Annotated in this window: 12 protein-coding genes; 8 read left to right on the forward strand and 4 right to left on the reverse strand. The window is 63.5% G+C overall.

Annotated features, from left to right (window positions below):
- Nucleotides 1–32: 32 nt before the first annotated feature.
- From NTD88_RS06980 to NTD88_RS07000, 5 genes are all read left to right on the forward strand, one after another.
- Nucleotides 33–1067: a zinc-dependent alcohol dehydrogenase gene (locus NTD88_RS06980; RefSeq protein WP_262156238.1), complete on the forward strand. Its 1035-nt coding sequence runs from the start codon at nt 33–35 to the stop codon at nt 1065–1067.
- Between the two features lie 34 nt (nt 1068–1101).
- Nucleotides 1102–1461, forward strand: coding sequence for a RidA family protein (locus NTD88_RS06985; RefSeq protein WP_095153413.1), 360 nt, complete (start codon nt 1102–1104; stop codon nt 1459–1461).
- A gap of 56 nt (nt 1462–1517) precedes the next feature.
- Nucleotides 1518–3017, forward strand: a complete 1500-nt coding sequence (locus tag NTD88_RS06990; protein WP_262156239.1) for a CoA-acylating methylmalonate-semialdehyde dehydrogenase — start codon at nt 1518–1520, stop codon at nt 3015–3017.
- Nucleotides 3018–3084: 67 nt separating this feature from the next.
- On the forward strand, nt 3085–4512 hold the full coding sequence (locus NTD88_RS06995; RefSeq protein ID WP_262156240.1) for an aldehyde dehydrogenase family protein: 1428 nt from the start codon (nt 3085–3087) through the stop codon (nt 4510–4512).
- Between the two features lie 263 nt (nt 4513–4775).
- On the forward strand, nt 4776–5240 hold the full coding sequence (locus tag NTD88_RS07000; protein WP_262127858.1) for a DUF3574 domain-containing protein: 465 nt from the start codon (nt 4776–4778) through the stop codon (nt 5238–5240).
- A 148-nt stretch (nt 5241–5388) separates the two neighbouring features.
- Here NTD88_RS07000 and NTD88_RS07005 read toward each other — a convergent pair whose 3' ends face one another.
- The 4 genes from NTD88_RS07005 to NTD88_RS07020 form a co-directional block, all read right to left on the reverse strand.
- Complete coding sequence (locus tag NTD88_RS07005; protein WP_262156241.1) at nt 5389–7773, reverse strand: TonB-dependent receptor plug domain-containing protein; 2385 nt, start codon at nt 7771–7773, stop codon at nt 5389–5391.
- A 375-nt stretch (nt 7774–8148) separates the two neighbouring features.
- Nucleotides 8149–9195, reverse strand: coding sequence for a substrate-binding domain-containing protein (locus NTD88_RS07010; protein WP_262156242.1), 1047 nt, complete (start codon nt 9193–9195; stop codon nt 8149–8151).
- A 32-nt stretch (nt 9196–9227) separates the two neighbouring features.
- The gene (locus NTD88_RS07015; RefSeq protein ID WP_410017264.1) at nt 9228–10253 is read right to left on the reverse strand and encodes an ABC transporter permease; all 1026 of its coding nucleotides are present in this window, start codon (nt 10251–10253) and stop codon (nt 9228–9230) included.
- Nucleotides 10246–11811, reverse strand: coding sequence for a sugar ABC transporter ATP-binding protein (locus NTD88_RS07020; RefSeq protein ID WP_262156243.1), 1566 nt, complete (start codon nt 11809–11811; stop codon nt 10246–10248). Before NTD88_RS07020 ends, NTD88_RS07015 begins: the two co-directional genes overlap by 8 nt.
- Before the next feature lie 539 nt (nt 11812–12350).
- On the opposite strand from NTD88_RS07020, the gene NTD88_RS07025 reads away from it, so the two are divergent.
- From NTD88_RS07025 to NTD88_RS07035, 3 genes are read left to right on the forward strand one after another with little or no spacing between them, the layout of a single operon-like run.
- The gene (locus NTD88_RS07025) at nt 12351–13613 is read left to right on the forward strand and encodes an acyl-CoA dehydrogenase (protein WP_262156244.1); all 1263 of its coding nucleotides are present in this window, start codon (nt 12351–12353) and stop codon (nt 13611–13613) included.
- The gene (locus NTD88_RS07030) at nt 13610–14962 is read left to right on the forward strand and encodes an LLM class flavin-dependent oxidoreductase (RefSeq protein ID WP_262156245.1); all 1353 of its coding nucleotides are present in this window, start codon (nt 13610–13612) and stop codon (nt 14960–14962) included. The genes NTD88_RS07025 and NTD88_RS07030 overlap by 4 nt, the downstream gene beginning before the upstream one ends.
- A gap of 22 nt (nt 14963–14984) precedes the next feature.
- Nucleotides 14985–16037, forward strand: a complete 1053-nt coding sequence (locus NTD88_RS07035) for an NADP(H)-dependent aldo-keto reductase (RefSeq protein ID WP_262156246.1) — start codon at nt 14985–14987, stop codon at nt 16035–16037.
- Nucleotides 16038–16041: the final 4 nt, after the last annotated feature.

Raw genomic sequence — 16041 nt, forward strand, 5'->3', positions numbered from 1 at the left:
CGAAAACCGGGTGGATGTATCAGGAGAGAGCGATGAGTCAAACCATGAAGGCTGCCGTTCTGCACGGCGTCGGCGAACCCCTGCGTATCGAACAGGTCCCGATTCCGCAACCCGGTCCCGGCGAACTGTTGATCCAGATCGTCGCCTGTGGCGTCTGCCACAGCGACCTGCATGCCATGGACGGTGACTGGTCGGACCTGCCGACCTTGCCGTTGATTCCCGGCCATGAAATCACCGGCCATGTCGTTGCCCACGGCGAAGGCGTCAGCGAGCCGGCGATCGGCACCGCGGTCGGCATGCCGTGGATGTACAGCGCCTGTGGCACCTGCGAATTCTGCCTCGGCGGCATGGAAACCATCTGCGAGCGCCGCGAATCCACCGGCTACAGCAAGCAGGGCGGGTATGCCGAATACATGGTTGCCCCGGCCGCGTTCGTCGCCAGCATTCCGCCCAATGTCGATCTCTATGCCTTGGCGCCGATCCTCTGCGCGGGCGTCACCACCTACCGTGGCCTGATGCGCTCGCGTGCCCGGCCGGGACAGTGGGTCGCGGTCATGGGGATCGGCGGCCTCGGTCATGTCGCGGTGCAGTACGCCATTGCCATGGGCCTGCGTGTAGCGGCCATCGATGTGTCCGCGGACAAGCTCGAACTGGCCCGCAGCTATGGCGCCGAATGCCTGATCGATGCCCTCGACAACCCGGTCGAAACCCTCAAGCAACAGATCCCTGGCGGCGTCCACGCCGTGCTGGTGACCGCCACCGCGAATGCCGCGTTCGAGCAGTCGGTGAAGATGCTGCGCCCCGGCGGCACGGCGGTGTTCATCGGCCTGCCAGGCGGCGACGCCGACAGCGTGCGCGCGTCTATCTCGGCCATCAGCGGCTGGGAGCTGTCGATCACCGGTTCCAATATCGGCACCCGCCAGGACCTCAACGAAGCGGTGGCATTCGCCGCCCGCGGCCAGGTGAAAGCGCAGATCAGCCTCGAGCGCCTGGACGATATCAACGACATCTTCGCCCGCATGCGCAAAGGCCAACTGGTCGGCCGCACCGTGCTGAAAATCGCCTGATCCAACCCCTTTATCCGCAACAGGAGTCACCTTCATGACCATCACCCGCCTGCAACCCAACCCCGGTCTGCTCAGTCACGCGCTGGTGCATAACGGCATCGTCTACATCACCGGCCAGGTGCCGGCCGACCGCACCCAGGACGTTTCCGGCCAGACCGCCCAGGTGCTGGCGCGCATCGACGCGCTGCTGGCCGAGGCCGGTTCTGACAAGTCGCACATTCTGTTCGCGCAGATCTGGCTCAAACATGCCGTGCAGGACTTCGCCGCGATGAACGCGGTCTGGCGCGAGTGGGTGCCGCAGGACGCGCTGCCGGCGCGGGCGACCGTCGAGGCCAATATGGCGGCGGACAACATCCTGGTGGAAATCGCCCTGCAGGCGGCGGTCAAGGCCTGAGTCAGCCATTCACTACCTGCCGGCGAGAGGTCTCGTCCGGCACTGGAGAGTTTTCAATGAGCAGTATCGTTCCCCATCTGATCAACGGCGCACGCGTGCAGGGCACGGGTCGCACCGCGGATGTCTACAACCCGTCCACCGGCGCCGTGGTCCGGCAAGTGGCGCTGGCCGACAGCGCCACCCTGCAGCAGGCGATCGACGTCGCCCGTGCCGCGTTCCCGGCCTGGCGCAATACGCCACCGGCCAAGCGCGCGCAGGTGATGTTCCGCTTCAAGCAACTGCTGGAGCAGAACGAAGCGAAGATCTCGCAACTGATCAGCGAGGAACACGGCAAGACCCTCGAAGACGCCGCCGGCGAACTCAAGCGCGGTATCGAAAACGTCGAGTTCGCCTGTGGCGCGCCGGAACTGCTCAAAGGCGACTACAGCCGCAACGTCGGGCCGCATATCGATGCCTGGACCGACCTGCAGCCGGTGGGCGTGGTGGCGGGCATCACGCCGTTCAACTTCCCGGCCATGGTGCCGCTGTGGATGTACCCGCTGGCGATCGTCTGCGGTAACTGCTTCATCCTCAAACCGTCCGAGCGTGACCCGAGTTCCACCCTGTACATCGCCGAACTGCTGATCGAGGCCGGCCTGCCCAAGGGCGTGATGAGCGTGGTGCATGGCGACAAGGAAGCGGTGGACGGCCTGATCCAGTCGCCGCACGTCAAAGCCCTGAGTTTTGTCGGCTCCACGCCGATTGCCGAGTACATCTACAGCGAAGGCACAAAGCGCGGCAAACGCGTGCAGGCGCTGGGCGGGGCGAAGAACCACGCGGTGCTGATGCCCGATGCCGACCTGGACAATGCCGTTGGTGCTTTGATGGGCGCGGCCTATGGCTCGTGCGGCGAACGCTGCATGGCGCTGTCGGTGGCGGTGTGTGTCGGCGACGCCATCGCCGACGCGCTGGTGACCCGCCTGGTGCCCGAAGTGCGCGCCCTGAAAATCGGCGCCGGCACCTCCACGGGCCTGGACATGGGCCCGCTGGTGACCGGCGCGGCGCGGGACAAGGTCAAGGGCTACATCGACGCCGGCGTCGCCCAGGGTGCGAGCCTGCTGGTGGACGGTCGCGACCTGGTGGTGCAAGGCAATGAAAACGGCTTCTTCGTCGGCGGCACGCTGTTTGACCGGGTCAGTGCGGACATGAGCATCTACACCGACGAAATCTTCGGCCCGGTGCTGTGCGTCGTCCGTGTCGGCAGCCTGGAAGAGGCCATGCAACTGATCAACGATCACGAGTACGGCAACGGCACCTGCATCTTCACCCGCGACGGTGAAGCGGCGCGGCTGTTCTGCGATGAAATCGAAGTCGGCATGGTCGGTGTCAACGTGCCGTTGCCGGTGCCGGTGAGCTACCACAGCTTCGGCGGCTGGAAGCGTTCGCTGTTCGGCGACCTGCACGCCTACGGCCCGGACGGCGTGCGTTTCTACACCCGCAAGAAGGCCATCACCCAGCGCTGGCCACGCCGCGCCAGCCATGAGGCGGCGCAGTTCGCGTTCCCCAGCAACGGTTGAGTTAGCACCCATTCACCCGGGTGAGGGCGCTGTCCTCACCCGGCGTCCCAGCCAAACGAGAAAAACCATGAACAATGCGCTCAAGTTCTACATCGACGGCCAATGGACCGATGCCCGCTCCGGCAACACCCTGGAGGTCATCGACCCGTCCACCGAACAGGCCTTCACCACCATTGCCGTGGGCAATGCGGCGGACGTCGACGACGCGGTCAGCGCCGCGGCCAAGGCCTTTCCGGCGTTTTCGGTGACCAGCGTCGGCGAACGTCTGGCACTGCTCAAGGAGATCCTGCGGGTTTACAACCTGCGCTACGAAGACCTGGTCAAGGCCGTGAGCCAGGAGATGGGCGCGCCGCTGCATTTCGCCCGTGACGCGCAGATCTGGAGCGGCCGCGCGCACCTGGAATCGACCATCAGCGCCCTGGAAAACTTCACGTTCAGCGAGTCCCATGGCAGCACCCGCGTGGTCCGCGAAGCGATTGGCGTGTGCGCCCTGATCACCCCCTGGAACTGGCCGCTGAACCAGATCGTCTGCAAGGTCGCGCCGGCCATCGCCGCCGGTTGCACCGTGGTGCTCAAGCCCAGCGAAATCGCGCCGCTGACCGGGATCATCTTCGCCGAGATCCTGCATGAGGCGGGCGTTCCGGCCGGGGTGTTCAACCTGCTCAACGGCACCGGGCCTGACGTCGGCCAGCACCTGGCGAGCCACCCGAAGGTCGACATGGTGTCGTTCACCGGCTCGACCCGCGCCGGCATCAGCGTCGCCAAGGCGGCGGCCGACACGGTCAAGCGCGTGGCCCAGGAACTGGGCGGCAAGTCGGCGAACATCCTGCTTGAAGATGCCGATTTCGACGTGGCGGTGGCCAAGGGCGTTCAGGGCTGCTTCTCCAACTCCGGGCAATCGTGCGATGCGCCGACCCGCATGCTGGTGCCGGCCTCGCAACATGCCCGCGCCCTGGAAATTGCCCGGCAGACCGCTGAGCAACTGGTGACCGGCAGCCCGCTGGAGGCCAGTACCAACCTCGGCCCGGTCATCAGTGAGGCGCAGTTCGCGAAGATTCAGGGCCTGATCGCCACCGGCATCGACGAAGGCGCAACCCTGGTGGCGGGTGGCATTGGTCGTCCCGAGGGCCTGGAAAAGGGTTACTACGTGCGGCCCACCGTGTTCGGCAACGTAACGCCGCAGATGACCATTGCTCGCGAAGAAATCTTCGGCCCCGTGCTGTCGATCATTCCCTACGAAAACGAAGAGCAGGCCATCGAAATCGCCAACGACACCGTCTACGGCCTGGCGGCCTACGTGCAGTCGACCGATAGCGAACATGCTCGCCGCGTGGCGGGGCGCATGCGCGCCGGGTCGGTGTACCTGAATTACCCGAACTGGGACACTTTTGCCCCGTTCGGTGGTTACAAGCAGTCGGGCAACGGCCGTGAGTACGCGGGCTGGGGCATCCACGACTTCCTTGAAATCAAGGGCGTGGTTGGCTGGGGCAACTGATCGTTGGCAAGCCAACTCCCACAGGCGCGCTGCAACCCTTGTGGGAGCCGGCTTGCCGGCGATGCGCCGCGCAAGCGGCGCTCGATCTCAAAGCACCTGGTGACCATTGGCGAAATAGGCCCATTAACTGAATTTGAATATTTGCAAGTTGCGCCAAAGTTTGTAGCGAACAAGGCAATCTAGTTACCTTTGAATTAGTTATTTTGAACCGCCAAGTGCCGCCTCTATAGTGTGTTGCCATTAAATTTCAATAAGGAAGTTTCATGTTTCAACGCATTGTGCTGGCCTCGGTTTTAATTGCATTGACGGGTTGTGCCAGCGCGCCACTCCCTTCCGTCCATACCAAGGATCCCGCCAGTTCCACCCTGCAAGGTGACCCGACCCGGCCGGCAGAGGCGAAGTGGTTGCGCACGGAGTTGTATTTCTCGCTGGGGCGAGTCGGGGGCGGAGCCCAGGAGGTCATCAGTCCCGCGCAGTGGCAGGCCTTTCTCGATACTGAAGTGACGCCGCGCTTTCCTGCGGGTTTCAGTGTTCTGGATGCCTATGGGCAATGGCGTGACCAAGGCGCGAAGGAACCTGAGCGGCTGTTGACCAAGGTGATTGTGAAGTTGCATGAAGACAATGCGCAGAATGCCGAACGCATCGAGGCTATTCGCCTTGCGTGGAAGCGCGTTACTGGCGATCTTTCTGTGCTGAAGGTGTCGCAGCCTGCGCAGATTTCATTTTGATTGAAGTTGCCGGATATTAGTCGATAGTTTTTCTGGGTTCTCAAGAGCGAGCGCCGCTTATGCGGCGCTTCGCGAGCAAGCTCGCTCCTACAAGGGGGTGTAATGCACCGTGGCAAAAATGTAGGGGCGAGCGGCGCGGATACCCATTCTAGAAACCGTATGTCACCTTCGCGTAGTAATACGCGCCGTTGCTACCCAGCGGCGACAGTACGTCATGGGGCAAGTTTCCGCCGTAGTTGATGTCGTTGTTGGAGCGCTCCGGGTATTGGTCGGTGAGGTTGTTGGCGCCCACGGTGACATCGAAGGTCGGGGTGAACTTGTATTGCACTTCCGCATCCAGTTGCCAGTCGGTGCCGTAGGTCTGCTGGGGCTGCGAGTCGCCGAAGTCGAACACTCGGGTGGTCTTGCCATGGCGGGTCAGGCGGCCGAGCAGTCCCCAGTGCTGGCTGGCCCAGTTGGCCGAGAGGATGAAGCGGTCCTTGGGCGCGGCGTCGGTCAGGGTGTTGCGCTCCTCGACACCCACCAGCGCATCGTTGCCAATGCCCAGGGCGGTGAGTTGCGACGGGGTGCCCTTGGTTTTGACGACCTTGGTGTCGTTGTAGGTGTAGGCACTGGTGATGCCCAGTTCCCCCTCGAACAGCGGCTGGTGATAGTTGAGCACCAGTTCCGCGCCGTTGGTGCGGGTGTCGGCGGCGTTGGTGAAGAAGTTGACGTCGTGCACGCCCGCCACGCCAAACTGGTTGTTGATGAACTGTTCGAGGGCGTCGCTGCCGATGCGCTGGGACAAGGTGATGCGGTCTTTCACGGCGATATGGAAGATGTCCAGCGACGCATCGAAACGCTCGCTCAACTGCGCGGTCAGGCCCAGGCTGAAGTTCTTCGAGGTTTCCGGGACCAGCGCTTGAGCGCCCAATGCCTGGGCGATCGGATCATTGACCGAGAGCACCTGCACATCGGTGAGCGTGCCACCTTCGCCGAAGTTGCTGGTGGTGTGCTGGAAACCGACCTGCGCCAGCGACGGCGCGCGGAAGTTGTTCGACACCGCGCCGCGCAATGCCCAGTTTTCAGTGAGGCGATAACGCCCGCTGAGCTTGCCGGTCAGTTTGCTGCCGGCATCGTCGTAGCGTTCCCAGCGCGTGGCGGCATCGACGAACAGGCGGTCGGTCAGGTCGGCGGAAAGCTCGGCATAGGTGCCGAACACATTGCGGTCCAGATCGGCCTCTTCATCAGGACGCAGGCCGTTGGCGCCGTCCGCGCCGCTGCCGGTGTAGGACGCCGCGTCGCCCGCGGTGGTCAGGTAGTTCTCGTAGCGGTATTCGGCGCCCGCGGCGAAAACGAAGGGGCGGTTGGCGATACGCAGTTCACGGCTGAAGTCGAAGTTGGCCGTGGTCTGGCGCAGCTCGTATTGGCCGGTGTCGAAGCGGGTGGGCGAGTCCGCGCCGAGACTGACGTTGAGGGTGCGCCGCGCGGCTGAATCAAAGTGGTTGCGGCCGTGGGTGATGCTGCTGTCGAAGTCCCAGTCTTCACCGATCAGGCCTTTGATCCCTGCGGTGGCGGAGAGGTCCTTGTTGGTGCCGAGGGACTGGGGAAGGTAGCCATTGGGATAGAACTGCGGTTGCTCATAGGGGTAGCGGTAGAACTGCGCGCCGGTGGTGTGGCGTTCGTTGAACGTACCGAAGGAATACGCCTTGGCCTCGCCGATCGGCAGCGCGCCGTTGAACCACAGGTTGACGTCCCGCGCCGACCCGTCGCCCTTGGCGTAGTTGATCTGGCCCGGCGTGTCGGCGAAGCCGTCGAAGCCGGCGCGCTCGGTCGGGTTGCGGTCTTTGTATTCGGCGCCGCCGCGAATGAAGCCGCCATCCTCGCCCAGGCGGGTGCCGATCTTCGCCGTGGTGATGGTGTTCTGGCCATCGGTGGTGGTTTTGTCGATGGCGTCCTGGTGGGTGTGGTAGGCGCCATAGGTGCTGGAGATTTCGCCGCCTTCCGGTGCGTCATCGAGAATGATGTTGATCACCCCGGCGATGGCGTCGGAGCCATATTGCGCGCCGGCGCCGTCGCGCAGCACTTCGATGCGCTTGATCGCGCTGATGGGAATGGAGTTGAAGTCGACCGGCGCGGTGCCGCGACCGGTTTTCGATGAATCGCTGACCAGCGCCGAGGTGTGACGGCGCTTGCCGTTGACCAGCACCAGCACCTGGTCGGGGCTCATGCCACGCAGTTGCGCGGCCCGTATGTGGTCGGCGCCGCCGGAGTTCGACTGGCGCGGCATGCTGAACGACGGCAGCAAGGTCTGCAGGGCCTGGCCCAGCTCGCCGTTGCTGGCACCGGTGGCCTTGAGGTCTTGTGCGGTCAGCACATCCACCGGCACGGGGGAATCGAGCACGGTACGCGCAGTGCCACGCGTACCGGTCACCAGCACGGTATCCAGCCGTTTCGTATCATCCACGGCCCCCGTGGATTCATCGGCCTGAACGTTCATTTGAGTCAATGCCGACACGACAGCGACAGCGAGCATTGAAAGGCGGTGATGCATGAAACAGCTCCTTGTATTAGTGCGAGGGCCGTCATGGCGCGCAACGTTAACGCTGTCGATAGCCGGACACGGTGTTGCACTTTGTATTATTGATTTGAACTTATGATTCGGCGGGGCTTTACAACAGTTACGCAACACCTGCGCAGGCACACGCAAAGGCAATCAGGTGCCGCGTAAGGTTGAGGATTAAAACGTTACCTAAATACGGGGTATATGCCAAAGAACGTTTTCCGCACTAATTAGAACCCGCAACTAATAATGACCGGCCTTCAACACATACTGTCGCGCAGGCAACAGTAGTGTCGGTAGTGCAACAGGACTTTCAAGTTGAACGTTGCAAGTTTGCGGGGTTTGGTTTGCTCGATAACGCGTTTATTAGTTGTCCTTGGGTATCCACGAGGGATGGGCAATGCCCCCGACGTCGCCAAACGCCGGCAGTTTCTTTGCCAGGTCACGAACGTTCTTTACATCCAGGTCCAATAACTGCTGACGGGTAATCAATGTTGGCGGCACCAGCAGGCGTGGCCCGGGATTTTCACCGGCAATCAGCATGGCCAGGCTGCGCACGCTGACCGCGCCGGCCACCTGCGGATTGACGGCGGCGGTAGCGACCCAGGCACTGCCGGGCTCTTTCATGATCTGGATGTCGGCCGTGGAAATATCGGCGCTGTAGATTTTCACCTGCGACCCCAATCCCGCTTCGTCCACGGCGATCTTCGCGCCTTTGGCGAACTCGTCGAAGGGCGCGAAGATCACGCTGATGTCCGGGTTGGCCCGCAGCACGGCGCTGGCCTGGTCGGCCACCGAGTTGGCAATCGGTGGGTTGAGCGTGCCGAAGCGGGCTTTTTCCACCACGCCGGGATTGTCCTGTTTGACCTGGCGCCAGACCTCGTCGCGACGCTCCATCGGGGTGAAACCGCTGATGTAGACGTAGCCGGCATTGAAGGTCGAGCCGTTGTCCGCGATGGCTTTGTCCAGCGCCAGGCGGGCCAGCGCATGGTGGTCCTGCTCGATCTGGGTGACCTTGGGATTGTTCAGGTCAACGTCGAACGCCACGACCTTGATGCCCTTGGCGATGGCCTTGTCGACCGCGTCGCCGAGGGTTTCGGGCAGCCCCAGTTGCACGATGATCCCATCGACCCCGAGATCGATCGCCTGCTCGATCAATTCCCGTTGGCGCGAGGCTTGTTGCCGGGCATCGAAGACCCTCAGGTTCACGCCCAGCGACGCCGCCTGTTTCTCGACCCCTTGCAGGTAGGCTTCGGGAAAATCCCCGGAAAACAGGTAGCCGACCAGCGCGATCTGCACCTTGCCCTGGTCGAACGGCGCGGGCGCGCCCGGCAGCGCCGCCGCCTGCCAGGCGAGGCCGGCGAGCAATGCCCCGGACAGGTAACGGGCAACGTCTTTGAACAATGGGCGCATACAGGGTCCTTGCGAGTAGATGAAGTGCGGTTTCAGCGCGCCCGATGGGCCAGGCCGAAGGTGAAGATCAGGGCCAGTACCAGGACCAGGCCCTTGACGAAATCCTGAGCGTAATAAGGCGCGTTGAGCATGCTCAGGCCATTGAGCAACGTGGCCACCAGCAAGGCGCCGGCGAGGGTGCCGAAGGCGTTGGGCTTCTTCGCGCCGAGTACGGCAAAACCGATCAGCGCGGCCCCCAGGGCGTCGAGCACCAGGCCGTTGCCGGAACTGACATCACCGCGTCCGAGGCGGGCGGCCAGCAACAGTCCGCCTGCGGACGCCAGCAGGGCCGACAGCACGTAGGCCAGCAATTTGTAGCGCTGCACCGGCGCGCCGGCCAGGCGCGCGGCCTGTTCGTTGCCGCCGATGGCGTAGAACAACCGCCCGATCCGCGTGCGCTCCAGAAACAGCCAGACGGCAAGCGCCACCAGCGCGGTGATCAGTACCGGAATCGGCACGGTATCCCACAGCCGGCCACGCCCGATGGCGAGAAACAGCGCGCTGAATTCACCCTCGGTTTCGCGGCCATTGGGCAGGGTCATGCCCACGGCGATCGAGCGTCCGCCGGTGGGGATCAGTTGCACGCCGATAATCAGAAACATGCTGCCCAAGGTCGCCAGGATGTCGGGGATGCGCAGTTTGACGATCAACCAGCCGTTCAGCAGACCGACCAAGGCGCCGCCCGCGAGGCTGATGACGATGGCAGACAGCGCGTCCCACTCCAGCACCACCATCACATAGCTGGCGATCATCAGGCTCATGGCGGCAACGGCTCCGATGGACAAGTCCAGGCCGCCGACGGCCATGGTCAAGGTCACGCCGAGGGCCAGCAAGGCGACGATCGACACCGACTGCAGGATCAGGAACAGGTTGTTCACCCGCATGAACGCGGGCTCGGCGACGCTGAACACAATGACGATCACCGCCAGCACCAGCAGCAGGCCGTAGCGGATCAGTATGTCCAGCCCACGCTGGCACGGGGCCGGCGCGCTGGGCGACGGGGAAAGCGAATCAGACACTCGCGGTACTCCTTGGCGATGTAGGGGATGCAACAACCGGCGGTGCTTCAACTTCGCTGCGGGCCAACTGCGCCACCAGCGCCGCGCGCGACAGCTCGGCGCGGGGGTACTGCGCGACCACCGCAAAGTTGCGCACCACCAGAATGTGGTCGGCGATGTCCAGGGCTTCGTCGATATCGGCGCAGATCACCAGCGTCGCGCGGCCTTCGGCGCTTTCACGCAACAGTTGGCCGATATCGCGGCGGGCGCGGACATCGACGCCCTGGAAGGGCTCGTCGAGGATCAGCACGCGGGCGCCGCCCAGCAGCCAGCGACCGAGGATGACCTTCTGCTGGTTGCCGCCGGACAGCGCCTCCATCGGCAGGTCGATGCCAGCGGTCTTGATTCCCAGCGCCGTCACGTGCTCCTCGACCGATGCGGCTTCGGCGCGGGCGTTGATAAATCCGGCGCGGGTGAAGCGCTCCAGGAAAGGCAGGGTCAGGGTCTTGCGCACTGAAAAGCCGGGGACCAGCGAGCCGTTCGCCCGGTCTTCTGCGGCGTAGAACACCCCGCAACGAACCGCTTGGCGTGGCGACTCCGGGTTCCAGGCGACACCGTCCAGATGCAGCGTGCCGCTCGCCGGGCGGCGCAGGCCGAACAGCAGCTCGGCGATTTCGCTTTTGCCCGCGCCGAGCAGCCCGGTGATGGCAACCACCTGATGTTCATGCAGGGTCAGATCAAAGGGCGCGGTGTGCGCCGCAACGCGAGCGCCGCGCAGGCTCAGCACCTCGCGACCCGGCGCCCTTGGAACGAAAGGCCGGGTGTCGATCGCTTCGCCGAGCATGGCCTGAATCGCGTCAGGTAGTTGCGCCGCGGCGAACTCGCCGGCCAGCCGGCCGTCGCGCAGGACCACCAGGCGTTGGGCAACACGCTGCAAGTCGGACAGCCGATGGGAGATGTACAGAATCGCCACGCCGCGTTCGCGCAGCCGGTCGATCAGGGCAAACAGGCGCTGCGCTTCGGTGTCCGAGAGCGCCGCGGTGGGTTCGTCGAGAATCAATAATCGTGGCTGCAAGGCGAGGGCCCTGGCCAGGATCACAAGCTGGCGTTCGGCCTGGCCGAGACGCTCGATGGGCGCGTGCAACGGCAGGTCCAGCTCCAGTCCGGCGGCGATGACAGCGGCCCGCGCGGCCAGGCGCTTGCGGCTGACCCACCAGCGCGCCTGCGGCAGGCACAGCTCGTCCAGCACCAGGTTTTCCGCGACGCTCAAGCCCGGGGCAATACCGTCATTGACGTGCTGGTGCACCGCAACGATCCCCACCCTGCGGGCAGCGAGCGGCGAGGCAAAGCGCTGCAAGCGGCCCTGCACCCAGAGTTCGCCGGCGTCATGGGGCTGGCTGCCGGCGAGAATCTTGACCAGGGTGGATTTGCCGGCGCCATTGGCGCCCAGTAACGCGACAACTTCGCCAGGAAGAATCTGTAGATCAACCTGATCGAGCGCGTGGTTTGCCGCAAAGGTTTTACTCAGGCCACGTACCCGGACAAGCGGTTCGGGTAGCGCGGCCATTGGAAGTGTCATGCTGGAATTCCGGGGTAACGGGTGGGTTAGTTCGCGAATACAAAAGTTGACTCCGGGATTAAATTCACTAACGCAAACAAAATCAACTAACCTGATCGCATAGAAAAAGTTTTTTAGTTATAAGCCATCCGCAACTTCAATTTCACTGTTCAGGGGCCAACACTTGAGCAACAAAGTGTTGGTGCAACGACAGGCGTGTAGGGTCGAGCAGTGCGTTAGTGCCTCAATCCGGGCGTAATGATTTATTGTCCGGGAGTGTTTTTAAAGAAATAGCTTTCCTTGTTTATAGCGTAAGCGCTGGTCTAATAGTGGGCACATGTTTTTCCGGCGTGGCATGTTGATTGCAATCTGCTTTCTGACGCGGTAACGGTGATTTCAAAATAAAGTTGATCGTGATTCCGATTTTTTCAAATACATCATCGAACTGTCCCTCTCCCAGTAGTAACCGCTGAACTTTGTGGTTGCGCAGCATCATTCGCTGTATTGCATTGAGTCGCCAGTGAGGGCGGCTTGGCACATGAACCCACCAGGAAAAAACAATGAGTTCGACACTTTCTCCCGACCCGACCTACGCAGACTTGCATCAGCGCTTTGCCGACGTGTTCGCCCGCATTGCCGACACCGCCGTTGCCCGCGAGCAGCGGCGTGAGCTCGCCTTTGAGCCGGTCAAGTGGTTGCGTGAAGCCCGTTTCGGCGCCCTGCGGGTACCGGTCGCACAAGGCGGACTGGGTGCGACCCTGCCGCAGCTTTTTCGCCTGTTGATTCAACTCGCAGAAGCGGACTCCAACCTGCCGCAGATCTTCCGGGCGCATTTCGGTTTCGTGGAGGGGCGGTTGTCCAGCCGTGACCCGGCATCGCAGGACTATTGGTTGTCCAAGGTGGCCGATGGTCAGCTCTGGGGCGCTGCCATGGCTGAGCGCAGCAGCACCACCGGCAATTCGGTTGCGCTCAGCCCTGTCAGTGCGGGATCGGCAACGGCCGGCTGGCAACTGGATGGCGAGAAGTATTACTGCACGGGAACCCTGTACGCGGACTGGATCGCCGCCGTCGCGCTGGAGGGCGAGGACTTTGTCAGCGTCGCGGTGCCGACCGATGCCCAAGGTGTATCGGTAGTGGATGACTGGGACGGTTTCGGCCAGCGCCTCACCGGCAGCGGCACCACGCGGTTTGCCGCGGTAGCGGTGCCGGAACAGCACATCATCCGCCGCTTCAAGAAAGACGAGGTTCGCGCCGAGTCGTACCTCACCGCGTTCTATCAGTTGTTCCACCTTGCAGCCCTGGCCGGGATCGCCAATGCGGTGCTGCGCGATGCCACCGAGTTCGTCAAGGGCCGCACCCGAGCGTTCGGCTTCCCGGGACATGCCAGCCCCAAGGACGATCCGCTGGTGCAGCGGGTTATCGGGCGTCTTTCAAGCCTGGCCTATTCGGCCGAAACCCAGGTGCTGGCAGTCGCCGGGATTGTCCAGGAGGTGTACGAGGCGGAGCAGGGCGGTTACGCCGAGGAACACCATTACACCGAAGCGGAAGTTCGCACCTTCCAGGTTCAGCAAATCGTCCTGGGCCAGGTGCTGGAAGCCACGACCTTGCTGTTCGAAGTCGGCGGTGCTTCCGCCACCAGTGAAACCCGGCGTTTCGACCGTCACTGGCGCAATGCCCGCACGCTGGCCTCGCATAACCCGGCGATCTACCGCGAGCGGGTGCTGGGCAACTATTACCTGAATGGCGTCACCCCGGATGCCGCCTGGCTTGCCCAGCAAGCCGCCGATACTACCGGCGCCCGCGACGAGGCGAGCGCGGTATGAGTAGCGCAAACCGGGGCAACCAACGTAGTGGCCAGATGAGCCTGGGCATGAACATGCTGGGTTTCGGCGCGCACCTGGGTGCCTGGCGTAAAGCCGAACTCGCCGCCACGGCTCACCTGGATATCGAGCATTACCAGCACATCGCGCGGCTGTCCGAGCGTGGCTGTCTCGACGCGGTGTTTCTCGCCGACTGGTCAGCCCTGGCGGGCGACGTGTCCAACCAGCCGGTCGGCCACCTGGACCCGGCCATCGTGCTGACCGCAGTCGCCGCGGCCACCCAGCGTATCGGCGTGATCGCCACGGCCTCGACCACCTACAACGAGCCGTACAACATCGCGCGACGTTTTGCGTCGCTGGATCATGTCAGTCGCGGCCGGGCGGCATGGAACGCGGTGACCAACGCCAGCGACGATGCCGCGCAAAACTTCGGCTTGGGCGGCGCGCCGCTGCACGTCAACCGTTATGCGCGGGCCGACGAGTTCATCGACGTCACCCTGAAGCTGTGGGATAGCTGGGAAGACGACGCGATCATCGGCGATGCCCGCACCGGGCAATTCGCCGACCCGCGAAAGGTCCATGCCATTGATTTCGTCGGTCAGCATTTCTCGGTCAAAGGGCCGCTGAACGTGCCGCGCTCGGCCCAGGGCCGGCCGGTGCTGGTACAGGCGGGCTCGTCGGAGGGCGGCAAGGCCCTCGGTTCACGCTATGCCGATGCGATCTTCACCACCCAGACGACACTCGACGCCGGCCAGCAGTTTTACCGGGAAATGAAGGAGCGGGCGGTGCGTTGGGGACGCAACCCCGAGCACCTGAAGATCATGCCGGGGCTGTCCACCGTGATCGGCAGCACCGAAGCCGAGGCCCAGGCACGTTTCGACGACCTTAATGCCTGGCATGGCGAGCACGGCTTGCTCGATCTGGTGGCGGGTCGGTTCGGCATCCCGGCCAGCGAACTCGACCCGGATGCGCCGCTGCCGTGGGACCGCATCGGTGCGGTGGCGGACTTCGAGCGCGGCTCGCAAGGCTTCCTCGAAGCGCAACTGAACCTGGCCCGCCAGGAGAACCTCAGCGTTCGCCAGCTTTCCCGGCGCATCCTGGTGGGCCATCGCCTGGTGGTCGGCACGCCCGAGCAGGTGGCCGATACGCTCGCCGAGTGGTTCCTGACCCATGCCGCCGATGGCTTCAACATCATGCCGGACATGTTCCCGTCCGGTGTCGAGGCGTTTGTCGATGAGGTCGTGCCGCTGCTGCGCAAGCGCGGGCTGTTCCGTCATGAATACACCGGCAGCACGTTGCGCGAGCACCTTGGCCTGCCGTTCCCCGTCAACCAGTACCGCCCGCGCTCCTGAGCACCGGCGACAAGGATTCAGCATGCGTTATCGCCAATTGGGCCGCAGCGGCATCGACGTGAGTGTTCTCGGGCTGGGCACCTTGACCTGGGGGCATCAGAACAGCGAACGCGACGCGCACCAGCAAATCGAACTGGCACTCGCCGAAGGCATCAACCTGATCGACACCGCCGAGATGTACCCGACGCCGACCAGCGCCGAGACCTGGCGAACCACCGAGCGTTATATCGGCAACTGGCTGGCCGCCAGCGGACGGCGTGCCGAGGTGGTGCTGGCCAGCAAAGTCAGCGGCCCGGCCGGCGGGCTTCAGAGCCAGCAACATATCCGCGGCGGCTTGAGCCGGCATGACCGGCGCAACATCGTCGAAGCCCTGGACGGCAGCCTTGAGCGTTTGCGCACGGACTATCTGGATGTGTACCAGTTGCACTGGCCCGACCGTAAAACCACCACCTTCGGCCAGCGCGAGTACGTGTACCAGGGCGATGCCGAGAGTATTGCCATCGAAGAAACCCTCAGTGTGCTGGCAGAGCAGGTCCGCGCCGGCAAGGTCCGGCACATCGGTGTCTCCAACGAGACGCCGTGGGGCGTCGCTGAGTTCCTCAAGCAGAGCGAGCGGCTGGGGCTGCCGCGCATTGTCAGCGTGCAGAACCCCTACAGCCTGCTCAACCGACTGTTCGAGGGTGGTTTGTCCGAGTTCAGTGACCGTGAAGGCGTAAGCCTGCTGGCGTATTCGCCGCTGGCCTTCGGTGCGTTGACCGGCAAATACCTCAATGGCGCTCGCCCCGAAGGCTCGCGGCTATCGGCGGTGTACCGGTCGTTCAACCGCTATGACAGCCGCTCGGCGCAGGAGGCCATTGCCGGCTATGTGGACATCGCCCGGCAGCACGGGCTGACGCCGGCGCAACTGGCGCTGGCTTTTGTCATCGACAAGCCCTTCGTCGCCAGCGCGCTGACCGGGCAAACCAGCCTGGCCCAGCTCAGAGAAAACCTCGGTGCGCTGGAGGCCACGCTGAGTGACGAGATAAAGGTGCAGATCCAGGTGATTCACCAGCAGATTCCGAACCCTGCGCCATGAACCC

Source organism: Pseudomonas sp. 20P_3.2_Bac5, assembly GCF_025466035.1.
GTDB lineage: Bacteria > Pseudomonadota > Gammaproteobacteria > Pseudomonadales > Pseudomonadaceae > Aquipseudomonas.

Excerpts from the sequence above, each read along its gene's own strand:
- NTD88_RS06980 (WP_262156238.1), top strand. The coding sequence starts at position 33 with ATGAGTCAAACCATGAAGGCTGCCGTTCTGCACGGCGTCGGCGAACCC.
- NTD88_RS06985 (WP_095153413.1), top strand. The coding sequence starts at position 1,102 with ATGACCATCACCCGCCTGCAACCCAACCCCGGTCTGCTCAGTCACGCG.
- NTD88_RS06990 (WP_262156239.1), top strand. The coding sequence starts at position 1,518 with ATGAGCAGTATCGTTCCCCATCTGATCAACGGCGCACGCGTGCAGGGC.
- NTD88_RS06995 (WP_262156240.1), top strand. The coding sequence starts at position 3,085 with ATGAACAATGCGCTCAAGTTCTACATCGACGGCCAATGGACCGATGCC.
- NTD88_RS07000 (WP_262127858.1), top strand. The coding sequence starts at position 4,776 with ATGTTTCAACGCATTGTGCTGGCCTCGGTTTTAATTGCATTGACGGGT.
- NTD88_RS07005 (WP_262156241.1), bottom strand. The coding sequence starts at position 7,773 with ATGCATCACCGCCTTTCAATGCTCGCTGTCGCTGTCGTGTCGGCATTG.
- NTD88_RS07010 (WP_262156242.1), bottom strand. The coding sequence starts at position 9,195 with ATGCGCCCATTGTTCAAAGACGTTGCCCGTTACCTGTCCGGGGCATTG.
- NTD88_RS07020 (WP_262156243.1), bottom strand. The coding sequence starts at position 11,811 with ATGACACTTCCAATGGCCGCGCTACCCGAACCGCTTGTCCGGGTACGT.
- NTD88_RS07025 (WP_262156244.1), top strand. The coding sequence starts at position 12,351 with ATGAGTTCGACACTTTCTCCCGACCCGACCTACGCAGACTTGCATCAG.
- NTD88_RS07030 (WP_262156245.1), top strand. The coding sequence starts at position 13,610 with ATGAGTAGCGCAAACCGGGGCAACCAACGTAGTGGCCAGATGAGCCTG.
- NTD88_RS07035 (WP_262156246.1), top strand. The coding sequence starts at position 14,985 with ATGCGTTATCGCCAATTGGGCCGCAGCGGCATCGACGTGAGTGTTCTC.